The 24,137-nt window shown below is 61.1% G+C and carries 20 protein-coding genes; 10 read left to right on the forward strand and 10 right to left on the reverse strand.

Annotated features, from left to right (window positions below; translation table 11 throughout):
- Together AC1RDQ_RS07345 and fos are read left to right on the forward strand one after the other, a co-directional pair.
- The coding region (locus AC1RDQ_RS07345; RefSeq protein ID WP_492586849.1) for a beta strand repeat-containing protein at window positions 1–2,610 on the forward strand (2,610 nt) is incomplete at its 5' end.
- Between the two features lie 203 nt (window positions 2,611–2,813).
- Window positions 2,814–3,224 (forward strand): fosfomycin resistance glutathione transferase, encoded by a 411-nt coding sequence (gene fos / locus AC1RDQ_RS07350; RefSeq protein WP_492586850.1) that lies wholly within the window; start codon window positions 2,814–2,816, stop codon window positions 3,222–3,224.
- A 257-nt stretch (window positions 3,225–3,481) separates the two neighbouring features.
- Here the strand turns inward: fos and AC1RDQ_RS07355 are convergent, their stop codons facing one another.
- Both AC1RDQ_RS07355 and AC1RDQ_RS07360 read right to left on the reverse strand, forming a co-directional pair.
- Window positions 3,482–6,874, reverse strand: a complete 3,393-nt coding sequence (locus AC1RDQ_RS07355) for an Ig-like domain-containing protein (protein ID WP_492586851.1) — start codon at window positions 6,872–6,874, stop codon at window positions 3,482–3,484.
- 402 nt (window positions 6,875–7,276) lie between these two features.
- Complete coding sequence (locus AC1RDQ_RS07360; RefSeq protein WP_223502120.1) at window positions 7,277–8,350, reverse strand: sensor domain-containing diguanylate cyclase; 1,074 nt, start codon at window positions 8,348–8,350, stop codon at window positions 7,277–7,279.
- Between the two features lie 173 nt (window positions 8,351–8,523).
- On the opposite strand from AC1RDQ_RS07360, the gene AC1RDQ_RS07365 reads away from it, so the two are divergent.
- A complete protein-coding gene (locus AC1RDQ_RS07365) occupies window positions 8,524–8,862 on the forward strand; it encodes an FKBP-type peptidyl-prolyl cis-trans isomerase (RefSeq protein ID WP_057715221.1) in 339 nt (112 codons plus the stop codon).
- Between the two features lie 3 nt (window positions 8,863–8,865).
- Here AC1RDQ_RS07365 and AC1RDQ_RS07370 read toward each other — a convergent pair whose 3' ends face one another.
- Window positions 8,866–9,897: a D-cysteine desulfhydrase family protein gene (locus AC1RDQ_RS07370; RefSeq protein WP_492586853.1), complete on the reverse strand. Its 1,032-nt coding sequence runs from the start codon at window positions 9,895–9,897 to the stop codon at window positions 8,866–8,868.
- Window positions 9,898–10,157: 260 nt separating this feature from the next.
- Here AC1RDQ_RS07370 and AC1RDQ_RS07375 point away from each other — a divergent pair, with 260 nt between their 5' ends.
- Window positions 10,158–10,433, forward strand: coding sequence for a metal/formaldehyde-sensitive transcriptional repressor (locus AC1RDQ_RS07375; RefSeq protein WP_057715220.1), 276 nt, complete (start codon window positions 10,158–10,160; stop codon window positions 10,431–10,433).
- Window positions 10,434–10,446: 13 nt separating this feature from the next.
- The gene (dmeF, locus tag AC1RDQ_RS07380; RefSeq protein WP_223502122.1) at window positions 10,447–11,379 is read left to right on the forward strand and encodes a CDF family Co(II)/Ni(II) efflux transporter DmeF; all 933 of its coding nucleotides are present in this window, start codon (window positions 10,447–10,449) and stop codon (window positions 11,377–11,379) included.
- A gap of 11 nt (window positions 11,380–11,390) precedes the next feature.
- Here the strand turns inward: dmeF and AC1RDQ_RS07385 are convergent, their stop codons facing one another.
- The gene (locus AC1RDQ_RS07385; protein ID WP_492586855.1) at window positions 11,391–12,500 is read right to left on the reverse strand and encodes a cytochrome P450; all 1,110 of its coding nucleotides are present in this window, start codon (window positions 12,498–12,500) and stop codon (window positions 11,391–11,393) included.
- Between the two features lie 78 nt (window positions 12,501–12,578).
- Here AC1RDQ_RS07385 and AC1RDQ_RS07390 point away from each other — a divergent pair, with 78 nt between their 5' ends.
- Window positions 12,579–13,343: an ArsR/SmtB family transcription factor gene (locus AC1RDQ_RS07390; RefSeq protein WP_492586856.1), complete on the forward strand. Its 765-nt coding sequence runs from the start codon at window positions 12,579–12,581 to the stop codon at window positions 13,341–13,343.
- Between the two features lie 158 nt (window positions 13,344–13,501).
- Here the strand turns inward: AC1RDQ_RS07390 and AC1RDQ_RS07395 are convergent, their stop codons facing one another.
- The 5 genes from AC1RDQ_RS07395 to AC1RDQ_RS07415 all read right to left on the reverse strand — a co-directional run bounded on the left by AC1RDQ_RS07395 (window position 13,502) and on the right by AC1RDQ_RS07415 (window position 19,749).
- Window positions 13,502–14,521 (reverse strand): branched-chain amino acid aminotransferase, encoded by a 1,020-nt coding sequence (locus AC1RDQ_RS07395; protein ID WP_090454954.1) that lies wholly within the window; start codon window positions 14,519–14,521, stop codon window positions 13,502–13,504.
- A 268-nt stretch (window positions 14,522–14,789) separates the two neighbouring features.
- Window positions 14,790–16,172 (reverse strand): dihydrolipoyl dehydrogenase, encoded by a 1,383-nt coding sequence (gene lpdA / locus AC1RDQ_RS07400; RefSeq protein WP_492586858.1) that lies wholly within the window; start codon window positions 16,170–16,172, stop codon window positions 14,790–14,792.
- A gap of 3 nt (window positions 16,173–16,175) precedes the next feature.
- On the reverse strand, window positions 16,176–17,453 hold the full coding sequence (locus tag AC1RDQ_RS07405; RefSeq protein ID WP_090454956.1) for a dihydrolipoamide acetyltransferase family protein: 1,278 nt from the start codon (window positions 17,451–17,453) through the stop codon (window positions 16,176–16,178).
- The gene (locus tag AC1RDQ_RS07410; RefSeq protein WP_492586859.1) at window positions 17,454–18,512 is read right to left on the reverse strand and encodes an alpha-ketoacid dehydrogenase subunit beta; all 1,059 of its coding nucleotides are present in this window, start codon (window positions 18,510–18,512) and stop codon (window positions 17,454–17,456) included.
- A gap of 1 nt (window position 18,513) precedes the next feature.
- Window positions 18,514–19,749, reverse strand: a complete 1,236-nt coding sequence (locus AC1RDQ_RS07415; RefSeq protein WP_492586860.1) for a 3-methyl-2-oxobutanoate dehydrogenase (2-methylpropanoyl-transferring) subunit alpha — start codon at window positions 19,747–19,749, stop codon at window positions 18,514–18,516.
- A gap of 185 nt (window positions 19,750–19,934) precedes the next feature.
- On the opposite strand from AC1RDQ_RS07415, the gene bkdR reads away from it, so the two are divergent.
- Window positions 19,935–20,423: a Bkd operon transcriptional regulator BkdR gene (gene bkdR / locus AC1RDQ_RS07420; RefSeq protein WP_007976593.1), complete on the forward strand. Its 489-nt coding sequence runs from the start codon at window positions 19,935–19,937 to the stop codon at window positions 20,421–20,423.
- Window positions 20,424–20,551: 128 nt separating this feature from the next.
- Here the strand turns inward: bkdR and AC1RDQ_RS07425 are convergent, their stop codons facing one another.
- Entirely contained in the window at window positions 20,552–21,415 is an 864-nt protein-coding gene (locus tag AC1RDQ_RS07425) for an MBL fold metallo-hydrolase (RefSeq protein ID WP_492586862.1), read from the reverse strand.
- A gap of 119 nt (window positions 21,416–21,534) precedes the next feature.
- On the opposite strand from AC1RDQ_RS07425, the gene AC1RDQ_RS07430 reads away from it, so the two are divergent.
- From AC1RDQ_RS07430 to AC1RDQ_RS07440, 3 genes are all read left to right on the forward strand, one after another.
- Window positions 21,535–21,876: an ArsR/SmtB family transcription factor gene (locus AC1RDQ_RS07430; protein WP_057715210.1), complete on the forward strand. Its 342-nt coding sequence runs from the start codon at window positions 21,535–21,537 to the stop codon at window positions 21,874–21,876.
- Between the two features lie 163 nt (window positions 21,877–22,039).
- Window positions 22,040–23,284 (forward strand): NAD(P)/FAD-dependent oxidoreductase, encoded by a 1,245-nt coding sequence (locus AC1RDQ_RS07435; RefSeq protein ID WP_492586864.1) that lies wholly within the window; start codon window positions 22,040–22,042, stop codon window positions 23,282–23,284.
- 9 nt (window positions 23,285–23,293) lie between these two features.
- The gene (locus AC1RDQ_RS07440) at window positions 23,294–24,100 is read left to right on the forward strand and encodes a sulfite exporter TauE/SafE family protein (RefSeq protein WP_090454959.1); all 807 of its coding nucleotides are present in this window, start codon (window positions 23,294–23,296) and stop codon (window positions 24,098–24,100) included.
- Window positions 24,101–24,137 lie beyond the last annotated feature (37 nt).

Genomic DNA, 24,137 nt, shown 5'->3' on the forward strand with positions numbered 1-24,137 from the left:
ACCTTCGTCGCCCAAACCAACACCGCCGGCAGCTACGGCCAGTTCTCCATCGGCACCGGCGGTGCCTGGACCTACGTCGCCAGCTCCGCCCACAACGAGTTCGCCGCCGGTACCACCTACACCGACACCTTCGCGGTGAGCAGTGCCGATGGCACCCTCACTTCGGTCACCGTGAATATCGCCGGCAGCAACGACTCACCGACGATCACTTCCAACGGTGGCGGTGCGACGGCTTCGGTCAACGTGGCGGAGAACACCACGGCGGTCACGACAGTGCTGGCGACCGATGCTGATCTACCAGCGCAGACGCTGAGCTACTCGCTCCTGAATACGGCCGGGACGGACTTCAGCAAGTTCTCGATCAGTTCAAGCGGGGGGCTGACGTTCAACTCAGCGCCCGATTTCGAGAATGCCCAGGATGTCGGTGGTACTGACGGCGACAATGCCTACGTTGTGGACGTTCAGGTGTCCGACGGCAATGGCGGAATCGACACGCAGACGATTACGGTAAACGTGCAGAACGTCGTTGAAACTCCGATTGATACAACACCGCCAGCGTCACCGACTGGGCTGACTTACAACAACTCCGGTACAAACCATAAGCTTTCAGGGAGCGCCGAAGCTAATTCATTCATTAAGGTTTACCTGGACAATGGCAATGGCGTGTTTGGCGCCGGCGACACAGAAATTGGGACCGGAACGACCAATACCGGCGGTCAATTCGCCAATATTGATTTGACTGGCAAGTTTACGGGTACCAAGACGCTATTTGTCACGGCTATGGACGCGGCAGGCAACGTTAGTGCTGCAACAAGCATTAGCCTGACTTACCCTGCGGGAGTGTCCGGAGAAGCAATAAACCTTGCGATTGCTGATCCATCGGCAGGCCTGAGCGATAGCTTTGTTGTCACAATTGCCGACGTTCCGTCAAATTGGACTCTAAACGCCGGAATCAACAACGGCGACGGCACCTGGACCGTGCAGACCAGCGATCCCGGAGCATTGACCGTGACAACACCAGAAGGCTTCGCGGGCGCTGCGGTACTCCACATCAACATGACCTGGACTAACGCCGACGGCAGTGTGGGCAGTTCCTATGTATTCAATAACGTCGAGGCCTTTGCCCCCGACACGCCGATCTTCGCCTTGTCCGCTGACGACAACCTGACCGGTTCGTCCGGTACCGACACCTTCGTCTTCGCCCAGCCGATCGGCAACAATCAGATCTACAGTTTCGATGCCACGGCAGACAAGATCGACATGATCGGCTTCACGGGCGTCACCGGCTTTGCTGATTTGAGTATCACTAACGACGCCAATGGCAATGCATTGGTCAGCATAAGCTCGGGCCAGACGGTCACCTTGAAAGGTGTCGATGCCGTGGACTTGAGCGAAGCGAACTTCCAGTTCGATGTCGATCCGCTCACCAACAACGCCGGCACCCTCACCATTGCCGACGGCGCGATCATGCCGTTCGGTGGCAGCATCCATAACAGCGGCACCATCGAGCTCGGCTCCACCGGCAACGAGACTAGCCTTGAGATTCTGTTCCGTGGCGCGACCTTGACCGGTGGCGGCCAGGTGCTGCTATCTGACAATGCGCAAAACGTGATTTTCGGCGGCAGCGCCGACACGGTGCTCACCAATGCCGACAACACCATCTCGGGTGCCGGCCAGTTGGGAGCGGGGCAGATGATGCTGGTCAACTCAGGCCTGATTCATGCCAGCGGCGTCAATGCGCTGGTGATCGATACCGGTAGCAGCGCCGTCACCAACACGGGGGTGCTGCAAGCCAGCGGCAGCGGCGGATTGGTGATTGAAAGTGCGCTGGTCAACAGCGGTAGCCTGTGGGCGAACGATGGCAATATCACCATCCACGGAGATGCCCAAGGCGCGGGAAGCGCGACTATCAGCGGTTCGGCGATGCTGGAATTCGGTGCTGCCTCCGATCAGCATGTGACGTTTGACAGCGGCGCGGCAGGCACGCTAAAGCTTGATGTGTCGACGGCGTTCAGTGGCAGCGTCAGCGGTTTTGCCGAGGGTGACTCGCTGAACTTTGGCGATGTTGCGTTCGGCGCCAATACGCAGATCACTTATGCAGCGAATGACACCGGCACCGGCGGCCTGCTGATCGTGAACGACGGCGCGCATGCGGCGCAGGTCGCGCTGAATGGCCAATACGCGGCGGCGGGTTTGCAGGCGAACGCCGAGGGCAGCGGCAGTGAACTGGCCTACGATGCAGCGGCGGCAAACCACAGGATGCTGGGCAGCCTGGCCAACGACATTCTGGTCGGCGGTGCGGGTGACGATCTGTTCCTCGGCGGGCTGGGCAACGACATGCTGAACGGCGGCCTCGGCAACGATACCTTCGCGTTTGCTGCCGCAGGCTTCGGCAACGACTCGATCCAGGACTTCGACGTCAATCCGGCCGGAGGGCAGGACCTGCTCAATATCGCGGGGCTGGGGATCAGCAGCGAAACGTTCGCTGCCAACGTGAGCATTGCGGCTGACGGAGCGGACACGCTGATCGGGATCGGAGTGGACTCTATTCGCCTTGTCGGTGTCAGCAGTGCAGGTATCGATCAGGCGGACTTTATCCTGGCGGTATGATGCTTCTACTGGCCGAACGTTGCTACGCGGTTGCAGGCCCCATCGCGGATAAATCCACGATGGGGCCTGTGCGAGGTATTCTCAAGAGCCTCGATTTTGGTTGACTGACTTCCTCAGCGCGTGAGGCGGTCATCCCATCGAAGTCAGCAAACGGGTTTCGATACCCATCTCACTCTACGTGCACTGGTTCTGGATAGATGCTCATGTTGACTGGCTTGAATCATTTGACGTTGGCGGTTGTGAACCTCTCTCGCAGTATTGAGTTTTATGTGGCTCTACCCGGCTTTAGATTGGCTGCCCGCTGGGAGACGGGGGCTTATCTTTCCCTCGGTGATCTCTGGCTTTGTCTGTCTCTCGATGAGACACGTCTGGCGGAAAAACAGCCTGATTACACCCACTATGCGTTTTCGGTGGGGCAGGAAGATTTTGAAGAAGTCACCGCTTACTTGCGGGTTCGTAACGTTGTTGAGTGGAAATCCAATTCGAGCGAAGGTAACTCGTTTTATTTTTCTGATCCCGATGGACATCGCCTGGAAGTGCATGTGGGCAGCCTGGCTTCAAGGCTTGAGCAATGCCGGCGCCAGCCGTATGCAGGTATGGAGTTCTTTGACTGACCGTTTTCGTCTGATCACGTTGAAGAAATAGCTCTGCTATCTGGCCTGCGGCAAAGTATCTGCATTGGCCAGCAGGGAAGCACGTAGCATGATCGGACAGTTATCGAGTCGGCAGGAGCGACTGTTTTACTCGTTCAACCTTGAAGAACACATCCCCGCCAATCACCTTCTTTCTGGAGAGTTAACAGCCAGGTAAGTTGTCAGTTTTTTAGCAAGAGGGCCTCAATGAGGCCCTCATCGCCAATGCCTGGTTGTACTCAGTTCGCCTTTATCGGCACCGTCACGGTTTTGCCGAAGGCCGATTTGATGGTCGCCGTCGGGCTAGGCGACGGGCCACTGCCGGCGGTGGTCACTGCTATGTTCCAGCGCGCGCCTGTGGCCGTAGGCGTCAGGACGGCGGCGCCAAGGTTCACCGTACCGGTTGTGGTCGTGGCCGTCGCCGTGATGGTATTGCCCGTGCCACGGGAGGTGGTGCCGGACAGGACCCAATACCAGCGGCTGTTGCTGCGGGCGGTGACGGTGGCGCTGGTGACGATCAGGCTCTCGTTGACCGGTGCCGAGACCGCCACGGACACCGTCGCCGGTGCCGACTCGGCGCCCTTGGCATCGGCGGCCCTATAGGTAAAGGTCGCGGTGAACGGCGCGGGGACCGTGGCCGGTGGTGTGTAGGTCACACGCAGGCCATCGGTGCTGACCTCGCCCTTGCCGGAGTCCGGTTGCTCCAGCCCCACCACTTTAAGTGGCACGTTACCGTCAGGGTCGCTGTCGTTGGCCAGGACGTTGATGATCACCGGTTGGCCGGTGTTACTGATGGCGCTGTCGGGGTTGGCGACCGGTTTTTGGTTATCGGGGTCCTCGACACGTGTATCGCCAGTGCGGAAGGTCGGCAGCGCCGCGGAATTGACGTAGGTGACGCCGTCCCAGCCGGGCAGGGGGGTTGGCATCAACTGGAACTGGCCGGGGTGCTCGACATCCCAGCGCAGCAGCATGGACGTGTCCTCGTGCTGGGTATTGTGGCAGTGCTCCATGTAGGTCCCGGCGAATTCACGGAAGCGGATCGCCATTTCCACGTCCTGGGAGCTGTCGATGCCCTCGCCGATACGATAGATGTCCTTGCGGGCCCATTTTTCCCATTCCGGTGGTGCCTTGCCGTCGCGGTTGAGGACGATGCCTTCTTCGAAGTGCACGTGCACCGGGTGGTTCCAGCCGTTGCCGCCGTTCCTGATTTTCCACACTTCCAGGGTGCCGTCGCCGGAGAACCCGGCAGCGGTCGGACCGTTGGCCAGTTGCGGAGCGGCGCTGATGATCCGAGGGTCCATCTGGAAGCCTAAACCGCCGTCAGTCTTGATGGTCCAGGGGGCTTCGTCGGTGCCATCGGAGCGGCCGAAGATGAACTCGCGATGGCGCGCCAGTTTCAGTTTGGCCTGCACCGTCGGGTCGTCACGGTTGAGGGTCAGCGGAAGCATGGTTTTACCCATCGCCTTGCCCGGTTTGGCGGGTTCGTAGTCGGCGGGGTTCATGCTCACGTCCTGGCCGGCATAAGGCTGTACCAGCAGTTGCAGGAACTTGCCCACCACCGGGTCGCCGGCGTCCCATTCCAGCCCTTTGCTGCCCAGCTTGAGCACCGCCTTGTACTTGCCGGACAGGACATCGGCCAGGCTCGGCGGCAAACTCTCCGGCCCCTTGCCGTCGTGGTGCTCCATCAGGTTGACGAAATACAGCTTGTCGCCGGTGCTGATCCCGTGTTTCGCGAAGTTGACGATGATGTCGTAACGCTCGGCGATGCCCATGGTGGGCAGGATGGCGTTGTGGTCCTGCAGGTCGCCGTCAGCGTCCAGGTCCATGCTGCCGTCGAACGGTACGGCGTGTTCCATGAGGTTGCCGTCGTTGGCGATCAAGTGGAACGGCACGCGGGTATAGGACAGGCCGGAACCTGTCGGGCCGGGGAATTCGCCACCGGTGCCGACGATTTCACGCACCAGCGCGATCTTGAAGTAGCGCGACACCGAGCCGTTGAGGATGCGGAAACGATAGCTGCGCGCCCGTACCTTCAGGCGCGGCTGGTACTGCCAGTTGACCAGGAGCTGGTCGCCGAGAAAACCGTCGGTGTTGAACGGGTTGAACCACAGCTGGCCATTGGCATCCCAGGCCTTGTCGGCCAGCAGCAGGTTGACGTCATAGTCGCGGTTGCCCCAGGGCAATGCTGAACCGCTGGGCAGGCGCAGGTTGACGCCGTCTACAAACGCTTCGTTACCGCGATCCAGGGCGCTGTAGTAGTTCATCATCACCGCGTTGCCCTTGTAGACGTTCTGCGCGGTGAAATCGAGCATGTGGTCGTGGAACCAGTGGGTGCTCATGGTTTCGTGCCAGTCGCCACGGATCTTGATGCTGCCGTTGTTGCAGGTCTTGAGGCCCGGCGTGGCATCGTTGACGAACAGGGTTTCGCCCGGGGCGCAGGGGAACGCCGCGCGCGGATCCTGAGCGCTGGTGTTGATGGTGTCGTAACCGGCCAACTGGATCGGCCAGCGATAGTCGTAGTACTGCCCCGGAAAGAAAAACGCATTGGAAAATCCGTCGCTTTCCGCCGGGGAGTGGCCATTGTGTTCGTGGGTGCTGAGGGTGTGCAGGCCGAACCCCATGTTGGCCGACGGATCAATCGGCAGGGCGTTGTAGTGACGCATCAGCACCGGTTGGCCGTACCGCACCATCAGCAGTTTTGGCGGAAAGGTGCCGTCGAAGGTCCAGAGCGCCTTGTGGTTCTGAATCGGCATGTTGGGGTGAAAACGGGTGTCGATGCCTTTGGTGGTGCCCGTAATGACCGGGGTGTCCGAGGTCTGGTTGTAGAGCCCGCCCGGCCCGAACTCACCGACGGCGTAGTTGTGCAACTGCCGGCGGTCGCGCATGCCGCCGTTGAGCTTGGCGCCCGCTTGAGTGGTCTTGAAGGCGACCTGTGGGTAGAACTCGTTCCAGCGCTGGTGCGACCAGCCTTTTCCTGGCGGACGACCTTCGGCCGGCGAGCTGACCGGATGGCGGTTGAGGAAGGCTTCGATCTGCGCTTTCCACGGGTTGCGGTCCAGCACGTTGGAATACTGCGCCGGAAACGGGTACAGCCCCGGCTGGCGCATGAAGGCTTCCAGCGCCGCGGCCGAAGGGCCGCTACGGGCGATGTTGTTCGGGTCCTGCGTGGGCGCCGGGCCGACGATCGGAACCGGGAAGGTCAGGGTGGGCGGCGGCAGTGTCGGGTCGAGTTTTTCCGTGCCGAATTCTTCGAACAGCAGCAGTTGCTGCGTATACGGCTGGGCCCCGAACAACGGGCTGGGCTTGCCGTTGGTGGGGATTTTGAAGGATGTCTGCAGGGCTGGCGGCAGTACGTTGTCGGTCGTTGGCGTGGTGCGGGTGCCGAACACGCCATTGGGCAAGGCGATGGAACCCTGGTTGGCGGGTGGCATGGCCTTTAGGGCATCCAGCGCGGCCTTGAAGTCGGTCGGCGGATTGGTAAACGCCGAGGGGTCCGTCGGCGGCGGCGGGCTGACATCGTCAAGCGGTGCTGCGTTGACCGGGGACAGACTGAAGGTGATCAACAGTACAGAGCCTGCGCCCGAAACCCTTAAGAAGCGGAACGAATTGAACGGCGATGCAATGATTTTCATGAGGTTCCCCTCGCGACATAGCGCAACGGCGAAACCCGCCATCCCCGGTTGGTGACAGCATCTGCCTGCGTTGCAAGGGGTTATGCAACCGTCGGGCCATGGATGAGGAAGATACTGAGTAATAAGTAAGTTGTTTCAAAATGTGTCTTTTTGGTGAAGTGTAGGGTGGGGATATTCCTCAAATTAGGTGGTAAACACCCGATTGAGTGGGTGTAGTCCCCCATTTATGGGAGTAGCGGCCCTGTTTCACCAACCGGTAGGGGCTGCTTGCTCTGGGGCGACATGGATTCACAAAGGACCCGGCGCACGGTTCTTGTTGGGGCGGATAGTGGAGCAGGGGCATCGAGAGGTTAATTGCATTGTTGGTATGCATTGATGCGCAATGCATTCAAGGACGAAGCGCTATTCGCTGTGTGCCCGCACCAGGCTCTCGGTGCCCAACCGATACTGATTGTTCCCGCTGCGCTTGGCCTCATACATCGCCAGGTCGGCAATGTGCAGCAAGCGGTCGATGCTCGGCGCATGATCGGGGAACACGGCGACGCCGAGGCTGGTGCCGATGTGGCGCTGGTCGTTGCCGAGGGTGACGGGCGGGGAGAGTTCGACGAAGATTTTCTGGCAGATCGTGCGCGCTTCGTCTTGCAGGCTTTTGCCTTGGGGCAGGTCCTGGAGGATGACCACGAATTCGTCGCCGCCGATCCGGGCGACGGTGTCGGTGCCGTGCAGAATACGCTTGAGCCGCGTGGCGGTCGTGACCAGCACGCGGTCGCCGGCCGCATGACCATAGCGGTCGTTGATGGCCTTGAAGCCATTGAGGTCGACAAACACCAGCGCCACCCGCGTGGCACTGGTGCGCGCCAACTCCAGCGCTTCGGACAGGCGCTCTTCGAGCACCAGGCGATTGGGCAGGCCGGTCAACGGGTCGTAATGGGCCAGGTGCTTGAGGTAGTTGGCCGAGGCCTTTTCTTCGGTGATGTCGCGTACCACACCCATCATCTTGATCGTTTCGTCGTGGTCGTTCTTGACCACGTTGCCGGTTTCCCGCAGCCAGCGGATCGTTCCGTCGGGCCACACCACGCGGTATTCCTCATCATGGTTTTCGCCGGTTTCCAGGCAACGCAGTTCGCCGGCCCGAACCCTGAGCCGGTCTTCCGGATGCACGCAGGAACAGAACAGGGCGTAAGAGGGCGTCACTTCGCCGATCTTGAAGCCGAACATGCCGAAAATGGCATCTGACCAATACAACCGGTCGGTGTCGACATCCCAATCCCAGGTGCCGATACGAGCGAAATACTGGCTGCGCTTGAAGCGCTCGGCGTCGTCATCCTTGTGGATGTTCTGGCCTTCGGACAGGCTATTGATGATCGCGCGATACTCCGCCAGTTGCTTTTGCAGATAGCGTTCGCGCCAAGCCATCACGACGATCAGGCTGAGCGTCATTGAACCAAGGATGACGCTGGTCCAGAGCAGGATCATTCGGGGATGGCCATCAGGGCGGAGAACCGTACGGGTAATTGTTGATTATTTTAGTTCAGCAAACCGCTTTAAACGTCGCGCGCGGAGGCGGCAATGGTTGCCAATTGAGGACAAATCTGGGAAAACGGCGCCCATCAGGCCCTTGAGGGCGAGTGAGCATACGAGTGAAATCAATGAATGACGAGCTTCAGGTAATCGATCTTCAGGTGGGTGACGGAAAAGCCGCCGTAAAAGGCGCACTGATCACCACCCAGTACCGTGGCTGGCTGGAGGACGGGACCGAATTCGACTCTTCGTACAGTCGTGGCAAACCCTTCCAGTGCGTGATCGGCACCGGGCGGGTCATCAAGGGCTGGGACCAGGGCATCATGGGCATGCAGGTCGGCGGCAAGCGCAAGTTGCTGGTGCCGGCGCACCTGGCCTATGGCGAACGCACCATGGGCAAGATTACGCCGAACTCGAACCTGATCTTCGAAATCGAATTGCTGGAAGTGCTGACGCGGGATGATTGACCGTCAGGCCTGAAACGTTTCCCGGTACGCATACAGGCCGGGTGTTCCGCCGGTCATGATGAACAGCACATTGTCCCCGGGGACGAAGCGCCCTTGCTGCAGGTCGGCCAGCAACCCGGCAAACGCCTTGCCGGAGTACACCGGGTCGACCAACAGGCCTTCGGCACGCGCCATCAGGCGTACCGCGTCCTGCATGGCGGCGGTTGGCAGCCCATAGCCGGTACCCAGCTGGCTGCCGTCAATCACCAGCTCGTCAGCCCGCACCTGGGCGTTGCTGTCCAGTAGCGCCAATGTCTCGCGGGTCAGTTGCAGGGTTCTCGCTATTGATGATTCCTGGTCGGACAGCACCGAGAACGACTTGACCATGGACGTACCCCGGCCCAGCAACCGGAAACCCGCCGCGAGCCCGGCATGCGTGCCGGCGCTGCCATTGGGTACCACCACTTGATTGAACGTGAGTTGCAGTTCGGCCTCTTGTTGGGCGATCTCCGCTGCGCAGCGGGCATAGCCGAGGCTGCCTAGGGGCGTCGAGCCACCGGTTGGCAGCACCATGACCTTGTGCCCGGAGTCTCGAAGCTGCGCCGCCCTGGCCTCGGCTTTGGCCAGTGAGTCGGTACCGCCGGCAAACACCTGCATCTGCGCGCCGAACAACTGGTCGAGCAGCACATTGCCGTTGAGCTCGTAATCCACCTCGGCCTTGGCCACGGCCCGGGTCAGGAACAGCTCGCAGGCGATGCCCAGCCGGGCGCACACTGCGGCGGTCAGGCGGGCATGATTGGACTGGATGCCGCCCACGGTAATGATCGTATCGATTCCGGCTTGCAGTGCTGCGCCGATGTGGAATTCAAGCTTGCGCAGCTTGTTGCCGCCCGCGCCGATCAACATATGGTCGTCGCGTTTGAGAAACAGGTCGATACCCTGCTTGTCGAGGCCCAGCAGCTGTTCGAGTCGCGCAGCCCGCTGAATGGGCGTGGGACCTTGCAGCAGGTCTGCCCGCGCAAAAACACTCAGTGACTTGTCCAGTTGAGTTTGCATCGATCGAACCTCGTTGTTCACCATGATCCTGGTGACTCTATGGAGAAAGGCCGGCGGGATAAACGCACTGCCCGTCATGACTGTTTTAACCCGGTGTAACTAATCCAGCCGGGCAGCAGGGGTGTTGGACCCAAACGTTCAGCGGCCAACCGGCCGGCGAAAATCGATGTCACGCCAAACCGACCGTCATCGGGTTGTGCCTTGCCAGGCTCCGCACTATCGGCGACCATAGGTGCTATATAGGGGTAGGGGGTATAGGTATGGCACACATTCACGAACACAAGGATGACTTGATCAAGCGGGTGCGGCGGATTGCCGGGCAGGTGGAAGCCGTGGAGCGAGCGCTTGAGTCCGATGCCGATTGCGCCAAGACCCTGCATCTGGTGGCCGCCATCCGGGGCGCGGTCAATGGTCTGCTGGAGCAGTTCATCGACGCCCATGCCCGCGAGCACGTGGCCCATCCGGACCTGAGCGATGAAGATCGCGCCCAGGGCGTGGAAGACCTGTTGCTGGCCATCCGTCGTTATGCCAAATAGAGGCCTGAATTCCATGACACTGACACCACAGGCTTCGCGCTTTTCTCACGACCATGTCTTTCTCGGCGCATCCCATGATGAAAACGCCCGACGCACCTTATGGGTGGTGGCGCTGACGTTTGTGATGATGATTGGCGAAATTGCCGCCGGTTACATCACCGGTTCCATGGCGCTGCTGGCCGATGGTTTTCACATGGCCACCCATGCCGGGGCCTTGGGCATCGCGGCGGCGGCCTATGGGTTTGCACGGCGCAATGCCAACAACGCGCGTTACAGCTTCGGCACCGGCAAGGTCGGGGATCTCGCGGGTTTTGCCTCGGCCATGGTGCTGGGGCTGGTGGCGATCGGCATTGCAGGTGAATCCGTTTATCGCCTGTTTCAGCCAACGACCGTGGCATTCACCGAAGCGACGGTGATTGCGGTGGTGGGGCTGGCGGTGAACATCGCCAGTGCCTTTTTGCTGGCGGGCGACCACGGCCATCATGGCCACGATCATGGCCACAGCCATGAGCACGGCCATCATCACCATCACGACAACAACCTGCGCTCGGCCTATGTCCATGTGCTGGCCGATGCCTTGACTTCAGTGCTGGCGATCGCCGCATTGCTGGCGGGGCGCTATCTGGGATGGGTGTGGCTGGACCCGGTGATGGGCATTGTGGGCGCCATCGTGATCGCGAAATGGGCTGTTGGATTGATGCGTGACAGCGCAGCGGTGTTGCTCGATGTCACGGATACACACGTCGCCGACGAGATTCGTGAACTGCTGGAGTCGTCGGACGATGTGCGCATCAGCGATCTGCATGTCTGGCAGGTCGGCCCCCAGGCACGGGCCGCGATTGTCAGCGTTGTGGCGGCGGCCAATGTCAGTGCCGACACCATTCGCGAACGCCTGGCGCCGGTCCATGAACTGTCTCACCTGACCGTCGAACACCGCGTTGCTTGAGCGGCTTTCGGTCATTCACGGAACAGTGGAATCCGTCCATTCGTGGAGGGGCGGTATTCCCGCTTCAGAGGGTCCAGTGCCGGCCTCATCTCCAGAAGCTGCTTGAGCGTAGCGCTGGCAATGCTCAACGCCAGGCGTTGCCCCGGACATTGATGGCGCCCCGCGCCGAAGGTGAAGCTGCGCCGGTTCGGGCGGTCGAGCAGGAAGGTGTCGGGGCTGTCGTTGAGCTGGGGGTCGCGATTGGCCGAGGCCAGCAGCACCAGGATCACGTCTGCGGCGTTCAGCCTCACGCCGTCAATTTCGCAGGGGGCGGCGACGAAGCGGCGGGTGTTCTGTACCGGCGGGTCGAAGCGCTGTACTTCGGCCAGCAGGTCTTCGACCGGGGGAGATTCGCTGCGCAACGACGGATGTTGAATCAATGCCAGCACGGCGTTGCCGATCAGCCCGGCAGTGGCCTCGAAGGTCTGAGAGAACAGGCCGATCAGGTTGGCGATCAGGGTTTGCGGCGCGCCGCAGGCGAAGCGCTGGCCGATACCTGCAAGCAAAGGGCTGTGGTTGTACGGATCGTCGAGCAATTCGATGAAATAACCGCTCAATTGTTCGGCGGCAGCGTGGGCGGCGGTCAATTGTGCCGCGTCACTCAAGGGTGACAGACAGGCGACGAAATCCGCCGTCAACTCACTGATGGCGCGGCCCTGAGCCGGGGTGAACCCCAACAACGCCGCCACCACGCAAACCGGTCCGCGAAACATGGCGTTGTACAGGCCAGCGGCATCGGCGGTCATCAATCGGGCGCTGACCAAGGCCTCGACTTCCCGCGCATCGATCAACTCCAGCCCCGGCGCAATCGCCGACCGTGGGCAACGCTGGCGTTCACCTTCATTCATGCGCATCAATTGGCCGAACACCTGGCCGGCCATGCCGTCGGCGATCGCCTTGGGGACTGGCTCCTGCGCGGGTCGAACGTGGCAGTCGGGATGCGCCAGCACGGCGGCCACCGCCCGGGCGCTGCTGGCCACCCACATGTTCAGCCCCGGATGAAAAGCCAGCCCACCTTCGGCACGCAGTTGTGCGTAGTAGGGATAAGGATCGGCATGGGTCGCAGCGATGATCGGGTCCATGGGCACAGCCTTTGGTTGTTGGAAAGTGTTGCTACTATCTCCAGTCCGAAAGGGCATTGATTCGTCCGGGAGCGAAATATGAGCGCAGAACAACACGACATCGGCGTCTCGCAGGTGGCGGCAGCCATCGCTGAGCCGGCGCGGACGAAAATCCTTTGCTCGCTGATGGACGGCCATGCCCGCACCAGCACCGAACTGGCGGCGGTGGCCGAAGTCAGCGCGTCGACCGCCAGTGCCCACCTGGCCAAGCTCAAGGAGCTGGCGCTGGTGCGGCTGCACGTTCAGGGGCGTCATCGCTATTACAGCCTGGCGGACAAGCGCGTGGCCCAGGCCCTGGAGGCACTGATGGTGATCAGCCAGAACACCGCGCCGAGCTTCCGGGCACGGACCCCGGATCGCCTGCAATTTGCCCGCACCTGTTACGACCACATGGCGGGAACCCTGGCCGTACTGCTGCATGACCGGATGCTTGAAGCGGGCTGGCTTGAGGAAACCGACGAACAGGCCTATCGCTTGAGCGACAGCGGTACGGCAATGTTTCAAGGGCTCGGGATCGAGACGCAGGACTTGAGCACCTTGCGCCGTCGTTTCGCCTGCCCGTGCCTGGACTGGAGCATGCGTCGGCCACATCTGGGTGGGGCGCTGGGCGCGGCGTTGCTGCAAACGGCGCTCAAGCGCAAGTGGGTGACCCAGGATCTGGACAGTCGGGCGTTAGCGTTGACGGCGTTGGGGCGCAAGGAGTTTGGAAGGCGGTTTGGAATCGGGTTGCCGTTGGTGGTTGAGGGTAATGTCAAAGTTTCGCAAATTGCCGCAGGTTCGGCGGAGTTCGGGAACATTCGCTGACTGACGAACGTGTATTCCGGTTGTTTCTGTGTTGAATGCAATGCCGTCATCGCGAGCAAGCTCGCTTCCACAGGGGATGGTGGACTCGTCAGTACTATGCAAACAAAAAGCCCCCCATCGGTCACCCGATGGGGGGCTTTTGTGCGTCTGGCGTCAGGTCAAACCTTGACGATCCAGCCCGCTGGCGCTTCGATGTCGCCGGTTTGCACACCGGTCAGCTCTTTGTAGAGCTTCTGGGTGATCGGGCCGACTTCGGTTTCGCTGTGGAACACGTGCAGGTGGTCGTTGTAGTTGATGCCGCCGATCGGCGTGATCACCGCCGCAGTACCGCAAGCACCGGCTTCCTTGAAGTCCGCCAGCTTGTCGATGAACACGTCGCCTTCGACCACGTCCAGACCCAGGCGGGACCTGGCCAGTTCGATCAGCGACAGACGGGTGATGCCCGGCAGTACCGATGGCGAGTTCGGGGTCACGAACTTGTTATCGTGGGTGATCCCGAAGAAGTTGGCCGAACCGACTTCCTCGATCTTGGTATGGGTCAGTGGGTCCAGGTAGATGCAGTCGGCGAAATGCGCCTTCTTGGCCTGGGAGCCCGGCATCAGGCTGGCGGCGTAGTTGCCACCGACCTTGGCGGCGCCGGTGCCTTGTGGCGCGGCGCGGTCGTAGCTGGAGATCAGGAAGTTGTGCGGGGTCAGACCGCCCTTGAAGTAGGCGCCGACCGGGATCGCAAACACCGAGAAGATGAACTCCGGCGCGGTACGCACGCCGATGTTGTCACCCACGCCGATCACGAACGGACGCAGGTAGAGCGCGCCGCCGGTGCCGTACGGCGGAATGAAACGTTCGTTGGCACGCACCACTTCCTTGCACGCTTCGATGAACTGCTCGGTGGACACGTGCGGCATCAGCAGGCGGGCGCAGCTGCGCTGCATGCGCGCGGCGTTCTGGTCCGGACGGAACAGGTTGATCGAGCCGTCCTTGCAACGATAGGCCTTCAGGCCTTCGAAGCATTGCTGGCCATAGTGAAGGGCAGTGGAGCCTTCGCTGATGTGCAGCACGTTATCTTCGGTCAGGGTGCCTTTGTCCCACTCGCCATTGCGAAAGTACGACAGATAGCGCTTGTCGGTCTTGATGTAGTCAAAACCCAGCTTGTCCCAATTGATGCTTTCGTTACCCATGACACCCTCTATCACTGAACAACCGTCGAAACGGTTCAAGGCTTCTGACGTTTTTTGGATGGGGACAACAATACTTCATTCTTGGGCTAAATCGCAGCCCAGACTATCGGCTGATCGGCAGAAATCGCGTCGTTCTCAAGAATCGCGAGCAAGCTCGCTCCCACATTTGATCTTTGTAGGCCATCAGGTCCTGCAAACACCACAAATCCCCTGTGGGAGCGAGCTTGCTCGCGAAGAGGCCATCACGGACACCACCGATCGCCCTGATTCACAGGTGCAATGCGTGGCCAAGGGCCCGCAACGCCGCTTCCTGCACCGCCTCACCCAAGGTCGGGTGTGCATGGATGGTGCCGCCGATGTCTTCCAGCCGCGCGCCCATCTCCAGGCTCTGGGCAAACGCCGTGGACAGCTCCGACACGCCGACGCCCACCGCCTGCCAGCCGACAATCACATGATTATCCCGACGAGCGACCACCCGCACGAACCCGCTTTTCGACTCCAGGGTCATCGCCCGGCCATTGGCGGCGAACGGGAAGCTCGACACGATGCAGTCCCAACCTGCGGCCTTGGCCTCGTCCGGGGTCTTGCCGACCACCACCAGTTCCGGGTCGGTGAAGCACACGGCGGCGATGGCGGTCGGGTTGAACTCGCGGGTTTTACCGCTGATCAGCTCGGCGACCATCTCGCCCTGGGCCATGGCCCGGTGGGCGAGCATCGGTTCGCCGCTCAGGTCACCGATGGCATACACGTTGCGCATGCTGGTCTGGCAGCGGTTGTCGATCTTGATCGAGGAACCGTTCATGTCCAGGTTCAGCGCTTCGAGGTTCCAGCCCTGGGTGTTCGGCTTGCGACCGACGGCCACCAGTACCTGGTCGGTTTCCAGGTTCAGGGTCTCACCGTTCGGGGCAAGTACTTGCAAGGTATTGTTAGAAGAATCAAAGCCTTGCACGCTGTGTTTCAAGTAAAGCTTCACACCGAGTTTTTTCAGTTCGTCGTGCACCGGCTGAGTCAGTTCGGCGTCGTAGGCCGGCAGGATGCGTTCCTGCGCTTCCACCACGCTGACCTCGGCGCCGAGCTTGCGATAGGCAATGCCCAACTCCAGACCGATGTAGCCACCGCCGACCACAATCAAGCGCTTGGGCACGGATGTCGGCGCCAGGGCCTCGGTGGACGAGATGATCGGCCCGCCAATCGGCAGCATTGGCAAGTTCACGCTTTTGGAGCCGGTGGCCAGCACCAGGTGTTCACACTGGATACGTGTGTCGCCAACTTCCACGGTTTTGCCGTCAACCACTTTGGCCCAGCCTTGAACGACCTGGACCTTGTTCTTTTTCAGCAGCGCCGCGACGCCGGTGGTCAGGCGATCGACGATGCCGTCTTTCCATTCCACGCTCTTGCCGATGTCCAGGGTGGGCACCGAAACGCTGATGCCCAGGGCCGAATGCTGGCTGTGGTGTTGCGTTTGATGGAACTGTTCAGCGACGTGAATCAGTGCCTTGGACGGAATGCAGCCAATGTTCAGGCAAGTGCCGCCCAGGGATTGGCCTTCCACCAGGATGGTCGGGATGCCCAGTTGACCGGCACGGATCGCCGTCACATAACCGCCGGGGCCGCCGCCGATGATCAGCAGCGTGGTATTGAGGGTCTGCATGACTTACTCCACAAACAAGGTCGCGGGTTGTTCGAGCAGGCCACGGATGGCCTGGATGAAGAGCGCCGCGTCCATGCCGTCGACCACGCGGTGATCGAAGGAGCTGGAGAGGTTCATCATCTTGCGGATCACGATTTGGCCTTTGATCACCATTGGCCGTTCGACGATCTTGTTCACGCCGACTATCGCCACTTCCGGCAGGTTCAGCACCGGGGTGCTGACGATGCCGCCCAAGGCCCCGAGGCTGGTCAGGGTGATGGTCGAGCCGGACAACTCGTCGCGGCTGGCCTTGCCGTTACGGGCGGCAGTGGCCAAACGGGAGATTTCAGCGGCGCTGTCCCACAGGCTGCGGGCTTCGGCATGACGCACCACCGGCACCATCAACCCGATATCCGCCTGGGTGGCGATGCCGACATGCACCGCGCCGAGGCGGGTGATGACCTGGGCTTCGTCGTCGTAGCGGGCGTTGATCTGCGGGAAATCACGCAGGGCGACGACCAGGGCGCGGACCAGGAACGGCAGCAAAGTCAGCTTGCCGCGAGTCGCGCCATGTTTTTCGTTGAGGTGCGCGCGCAGCTCTTCCACGGCGGTGACGTCGATTTCTTCGACATAACTGAAGTGGGCGGCGCGCTGGGTGGCGTCCTGCATGCGCTGGGCAATCTTGCGACGCATGCCGATCACCGGGATCTGCTGTTCATCGGTACGTTGGGCGTAAGCCGCCGCCACCGGTGCCGAAGCGTTCGACTGACCCTGGGCCAGGTAGGCGTCGAGGTCTTCATGCAGCACGCGGCCGGCGGGGCCGGTGCCACGCACCAGGCGCAATTGAATGCCGAGGTCCAGCGCATGCTTGCGCACGGCCGGGGAGGCCAGCGGACGCTCGTCGGCCTCGCGAGCAACCATCGGGCCCTGGCATACGGCAGCTTTCGGCGCCGGGGCAGCGACCGGTTTGCTTTCAACCACGGTTTCGACTTTCGTTGCTGCAACCGGTGCTTCTTTAACAACAGCTGCCGGTTGCGCCGATTCCTTAACGTTGCCCGCGCCTTCGACTTCAATGCTGATCAGCACACTGCCAACCGCCATGACTTCGCCCGGCTGGCCACCAAGAGCAATGACCTTGCCATGCACCGGCGACGGGATATCGACCATCGCCTTGTCGGTCATCACATCGGCCAGCACCTGATCTTCGACGACCATGTCACCGACCTTGACGTGCCATACCGACAATTCAACTTCTGCAATGCCTTCACCAATGTCCGGCATTTTAATGACGTGCGTGCCCATTCAGACCTCCATGACCCGTTTCAACGCCGCGCCCACTCGGGACGGCCCTGGGAAATACGCCCACTCTTGCGCGTGCGGGTAAGGGGTATCCCAACCGGTGACGCGTTCGATCGGCGCTTCCAGGTAGTGGAAGCAGTGCTCTTGCACCAGCGCCGTCAGTTCGGCGCCGAAGCCGCAAGTGCGGGTGGCTTCGTGAACGATCACGCAGCGCCCGGTTTTCTTCACCGATTTGGTGATGGTTTCCAGGTCCAGCGGCCACAGGCTGCGCAGGTCGATGACTTCGGCATCCACGCCGCTTTCTTCAGCGGCCACTAGCGACACGTAGACGGTGGTGCCGTAGGTCAGCACCGTGACGTCCTTGCCCGGACGGGCGATAGCGGCAACGTCCAGCGGTACGGTGTAGTAACCGTCCGGAACCTGTGCGGCGGGGTGTTTCGACCACGGGGTAACCGGGCGTTCGTGGTGGCCGTCGAAAGGACCGTTGTACAGTCGTTTCGGCTCCAGGAAGATCACCGGGTCATCGTTTTCGATGGAGGCGATCAGCAGGCCTTTGGCGTCGTAGGGGTTGGACGGCATGACGGTGCGCAGACCGCATACCTGAGTGAAGAGTGCCTCGATGCTCTGGCTGTGGGTCTGGCCGCCGTAGATGCCGCCGCCGCAGGGCATGCGCAGGGTCATCGGCGCGGTGAACTCGCCGGCCGAGCGATAACGCAGGCGCGCGGCTTCGGAAATGATCTGGTCGTAGGCCGGGTAGACGTAGTCGGCGAACTGGATCTCCACCACCGGGCGCAGACCGTAGGCTCCCATGCCCACGGCGGTGCCGACGATACCGCTTTCAGAGATCGGCGCGTCGAACACTCGCGAGGTGCCGTACTTGGCTTGCAGGCCTTCGGTGCAGCGGAACACGCCGCCGAAATAGCCCACGTCCTGGCCGAAGACCACGACGTTGTCATCACGCTCAAGCATCACATCCATGGCCGAGCGCAGGGCCTGGATCATGGTCATGGTGGTCGTGGTCATGGCGGTTTCCAGCTCGATATGGTTGTTGTGATCGTTCATGTCAGATCCCCAACTCTTGACGCTGGCGCTTCAAGTGCTCCGGCATCTCTTTGTAGACGTCTTCGAACATGGTCGCGGCGCTCGGAATCTGGCCGCCGGCGAGGGTGCCGTACTGTTCGGCTTCTTTCTGCGCGGCGATCACTTGGGCTTCGAGCTCGGCGCTGACGGCGGCGTGTTCCTCTTCGGACCACTGGCCGATCTTGATCAGGTGCTGCTTGAGGCGCGCAATCGGATCGCCCAGCGGGAAGTGGCTCCAGTCATCGGCCGGACGGTACTTGGACGGATCATCGGAGGTCGAGTGCGGGCCGGCGCGGTAGGTGACCCACTCGATCATGGTCGGACCGAGATTGCTCCGCGCACGTTCGGCAGCCCAGGCGGAGGCGGCGTAGACCGCGTAGAAATCGTTGCCGTCGACCCGCAGGGAGGCAATGCCGCAACCGACGCCACGACCGGCGAAGGTGGTGGCTTCACCACCGGCAATCGCCTGGAAGGTGGAGATCGCCCACTGGTTGTTGACCACGTTGAGGATCACCGGCGCGCGGTACACGTGGGCGAACGTCAGGGCAGTGTGGAAGTCCGACTCGGCGGTGGCGCCGTCGCCGATCCACGCCGAAGCGATTTTGGTGTCGCCCTTGATCGCCGAGGCCATGCCCCAGCCCACGGCTTGCACGAACTGGGTGGCGAGGTTGCCGGAGATGGTGAAGAAACCGGAGTCCTTGACCGAGTACATGATGGGCAACTGACGTCCCTTGAGCGGATCGCGCTCGTTGGACAGCAGCTGGCAGATCAGGTCGACCAGCGGTACGTCGCGGGCCATCAGGATGCTTTGCTGGCGGTAGGTCGGGAAGCACATGTCGTCGATGTTCAGGGCCAGGGCCTGGGCGCTGCCGATGGCTTCTTCGCCAAGGCTCTGCATGTAGAACGACATCTTTTTCTGACGCTGGGCGACCACCATGCGGTTGTCGTAGATGCGGGTCTTGAGCATGGCGCGCATGCCCTTGCGCAGGATCTCCACCGGTACGTTTTCGGCCCATGGGCCGAGGGCATTGCCCTGGTCGTCGAGCACGCGGATCAGGCCACGGGCCAGGTCAGCCGTGTCAGCCGGTTCAACGTCGATTGGGGGTTTGCGCACCGTGCCGGCATCGGTCAGATGCAGGTAGGAGAAGTCGGTTTTACAGCCGGGACGGCCCGAGGGTTCGGGGACGTGCAGGCGCAGCGGTTCATACGCTTGGGTCATGGCTTCTACGCTCGATCTTGTGAATTTCTTGTAGTGAGCTGACAGATTTCGTTCGGTAGAAGAAATCTTGTCCTACAACAATCATAGGCCCGACCAAGAAGAATATTTCTCTCTGTTTCGTTGCGCTAAAGATCATTTGCAGATAAAAAACCTGCATAAACATAAAAAACAGGTGGTTTTGTCTCATGCGCAAACTGGACCGTACCGATATCGGCATTCTCAACAGCCTTCAGGAGAACGCGCGCATCACCAACGCCGACCTGGCGCGTTCGGTGAACCTGTCACCCACGCCGTGTTTCAACCGGGTCAAGGCCATGGAAGAACTGGGGGTGATTCGCGAGCAAGTGACGCTGCTGGATGCCGACCTGCTGGGGCTGCATGTGAATGTGTTCATTCACGTCAGCCTGGAGAAGCAGGTGGAGGAGGCGTTGCAGCATTTCGAAGAAGCGATTTCCGATCGCCCTGAGGTGATGGAGTGCTACCTGATGGCCGGCGACCCGGACTACCTGATCCGGGTGCTGGTGCCGACCATCCAGTCGCTGGAGCGCTTCATGATGGACTTTCTGACCAAGGTACCGGGGGTGGCGAACATCCGTTCGAGCTTTGCGCTCAAGCAGGTGCGGTACAAGACCGCGCTGCCGTTGCCGGCCAATGGCCTGACTTTGGGCAACTGACACGATCACTCTGTAGGAGCGAGCTTGCTCGCGATGGACGTTAACGATAACGCGAGTCTTCTGGATAAACGCGTTGCCCTCAAGTCCATCGTCGGAACGCCGCCCGGAGCAAGCTCGCTCCTACAGGGTCAGAATTTGTTAAGCGGGATTTTCAGGTAGGTCACGCCGTTGTCCTCGGCCGGCGGCAAATTCCCCGCCCGCACATTCACCTGGATCGCCGGCAGCAACAGTGTCGGCATGCCCAGCCCTGCATCACGTCGTGTACGCATTTCCACGAACGCGGCTTCATCGATCCCGTCATGTACATGAATGTTGTTTTTGCGTTGTTCGCCGACGGTGGATTGGCACTGGGGCGCGCGGCCATTGGGCGGGTAGTCGTGGCAGACGAACAGCCGCACGCTGGCGGGGAAGGCCAGCAGTTTGTGGATCGAGGCAAACATCTGGTTGGCATTGCCGCCCGGGAAATCGCAGCGGGCGGTGCCGACGTCGGGCATGAACATCGTGTCGCCCACCAGAATCACATCGCTGTCGACCAGGTAGGCCATGTCCGCCGGGGTATGGCCGGGCACGTGCAGGGCGGTCGCCTTGAGGTTGCCGATCATGAACGATTCGTTGGGGGCGAACAGGTGATCGAACTGGGAGCCGTCGACGCGAAAGGATGGCTCCAGATTGAACAGCGTCTTGAACACGTCCTGGACCTTGCTGATTGACTCGCCAATGGCGATTTTGCCGCCAAGCTCCCTGCGCAGGTACGGCGCGGCGGACAGGTGATCGGCATGGGCGTGGGTTTCCAGCAGCCATTGCACTTGCAAGTGACGGGCTCGGACGAAGGCGATGATGTTGTCGGCCTGGGTGGTTGCGGTACGCCCGGAGGCTGCGTCGTAGTCGAGCACCGGATCGACAATCGCACACTGCCCGCCATCAGCCTCGTAAACCACATAACTGTAGGTCGAGGAGGCGGGGTCGAGGAAAGCTTCAATCAGTGCGGGCATGGACACGAACCTGTGCAGGGTTAGAAAAGTCAGACGGGCGAAATTTCAGTCATGGGTTGCAACATTATATGTTTAAACATAATGTTTACAGCTTAAGTGACGTTGAAGGCATCCTGCAAATGCAATCCGGTCTGACCGAATGTGAAGTCTCCCAACTGCGCGCCTCGGCCTCCAAGGCGTGTGCGCTGCTCAAGGCCCTGGCCAATGAGGATCGCCTGTTGATCCTGTGTCAGCTGACCCAGGGCGAACGCAACGTAGGCGAGCTGGAAAAAATGACCGGCGTGCGCCAACCGACCTTGTCCCAGCAATTGGGGATCCTGCGCGATGAAGGACTGGTCGCCACCCGTCGTGAAGGCAAGTACATTTTTTACGGTCTCGCCAGTCACGAAGTGATCCAGGTGATGAAAACCCTCTCCGGGCTGTACTGCGGGGCGGTGCTCAAAAGCTGGGTTCAACCTTGATCTTATTCAACACACCGAACCTGTGGGAGCGAGCTTGCTCGCGATGGGGCCGGCACATCCAACATTAATGGCGACTGACCTGACGCCATCGCGGGCAAGCCCGCTCCCACAGGTTTTTGGTTTGACTCGTAACAATCCTTGCGTGCAGCAAAAGGAACAAGCAATGAACGATCAACACTGGGGCCCATCCATCAGTGCAGATATCGTGGTCATCGGCGGCGGCACGGCGGGCATCGGCCTTGTCGCCAGCCTGCTCAAGCGTAGCCCGCATCTGAACATCACCGTGATCGAACCCGACTCCCGGCACTACTATCAACCGGCCTGGACGCTGGTCGGCGGTGGTGCCTACAACGTGGAAAACACCGTGCGGCCCATGGCGTCGGTGATGCCGCGCGGGGCCCATTGGCTGCAGGCTGGCGTGACGGGCATCGATCCCGACAAGCTTCAACTCACCCTCGGTGACGGGCGTACGGTCGGCTATCAAAACCTGGTGGTCTGCCCCGGCCTGCGCCTGGCCTGGGAGAAAATCGAAGGCCTGGAGGACACCCTCGGCCAGCACGGCGTGACCTCCAACTACAGCTATCGGCACGCGACCTACACCTGGGACCAGGTGCAGAAATTACGCGGCGGCAAGGTGCTGTTCACCCAGCCGGCCATGCCGATCAAATGTGCCGGAGCGCCACAAAAGGCGCTGTACCTGTCCTGCGATCATTGGACCAAGAGCGGTGTGCTGAACAACATCGACGTCGAGTTCAATCTTGCGGGCGCGGCACTGTTCGGAGTGCCGACCTTTGTCCCGCCACTGATGAAGTACATCGAAAAGTACAAAGCCCGGTTGGCGTTCAACTCGAATCTGGTCAAGGTCGACGGCCCGGCGAAAACCGCGTGGTTCGACGTCAAGGATGCCGATGGCAATGTCACCCGCCAGGCAAAAACCTTTGACCTGCTGCATGTCGTGCCACCACAAGTCTCCCCGGACTTCATCGCCAAAAGTCCGCTGGCCGACGCCGCCGGCTGGTGCGAGGTCGATCCCCACACCCTTCAACATCCGCGCTATCCAGGCGTGTTCGCGCTGGGTGACATCTGCGGCACCACGAATGCAAAAACTGCTGCGGCGGTGCGCAAGCAGATCGTGGTGGTGGCCGAAAACCTGCTGGCCTTGCGCAAGCAGCAACCGCTGCCGCTGAAGTACGACGGCTATGGCTCTTGTCCGCTGACGGTGGAGAAGGGCAAGGTGATCCTTGCCGAGTTCGGGTACGCGGGCAAGTTGCTGCCGACCTTTCCCCTTGACCCGACGATCCCGCGCCGCTCGGCGTGGTGGCTGAAGGCGACACTGCTACCGTGGTTCTACTGGAACGGTATGCTCAAGGGCCGCGAGTGGCTGACACGTGTGTCCAGGGTCGACTGAGAACTCCGTATGTTGCTGGCAAGTCTGTTTGGTGTAGTGATGGGGTTGGTGCTCGGCTTGACGGGCGCCGGTGGCGGTATCCTTGCGGTCCCGGCCCTGGTGTTGGGGTTGGGGTGGAGCATGACCCAGGCCGCTCCGGTGGCGTTGTTCGCGGTAGGCAGTGCGGCAGCGGTCGGTGCCATCGACGGCTTGCGCCATGGTCTGGTGCGTTATCGCGCAGCGCTGCTGATCGCGGCATTGGGTGCGGTGTTTTCGCCGATAGGCATCTACTTTGCCCACCAGTTGCCGGAAAAAATCCTGATGATCCTGTTCAGCCTGCTGATGGTCATGGTGGCCGGGCGGATGTTGCGCCGCGAGCGCAAGGACGAGGGTCCCAGCGACCATGGTCAGGCCAACTGGGGCCAGAAGAACTGCATGCTCGATCAACAGACCGGGCGCTTTTCCTGGACCGCCAAATGCACCGCGACCCTCGCCGCGCTCGGGGCAGTAACCGGCGTGGTCTCTGGATTGCTGGGGGTGGGCGGCGGCTTTCTGATTGTCCCGGCCTTCAAGCAACTGACCGACGTGCAGATGCGCGGGATCATCGCCACGTCGCTGATGGTGATCAGCCTGATTTCCGGCATCGGCGTGATCGGCGCGTTCCATGCCGGGGTGCGCATCGACGATTCGGGTATTGCCTTCATCGTCTCCAGCATCGTCGGCATGATCATCGGCCGCAAGCTCTGCGCCCGGGTGCCGGCGCGGGCGTTGCAGGTCGGATTCGCCAGCATCTGCGTCGTGGTCGCCGCCTACATGCTGTTCAGGGCCAACGCCTGACCGGTACCGGTTCCTGTGGACGCCAGTGGGGTCCACA

The sequence above is a fragment of the Pseudomonas sp. GW823-FHT02E01 genome (genome assembly GCF_058797535.1).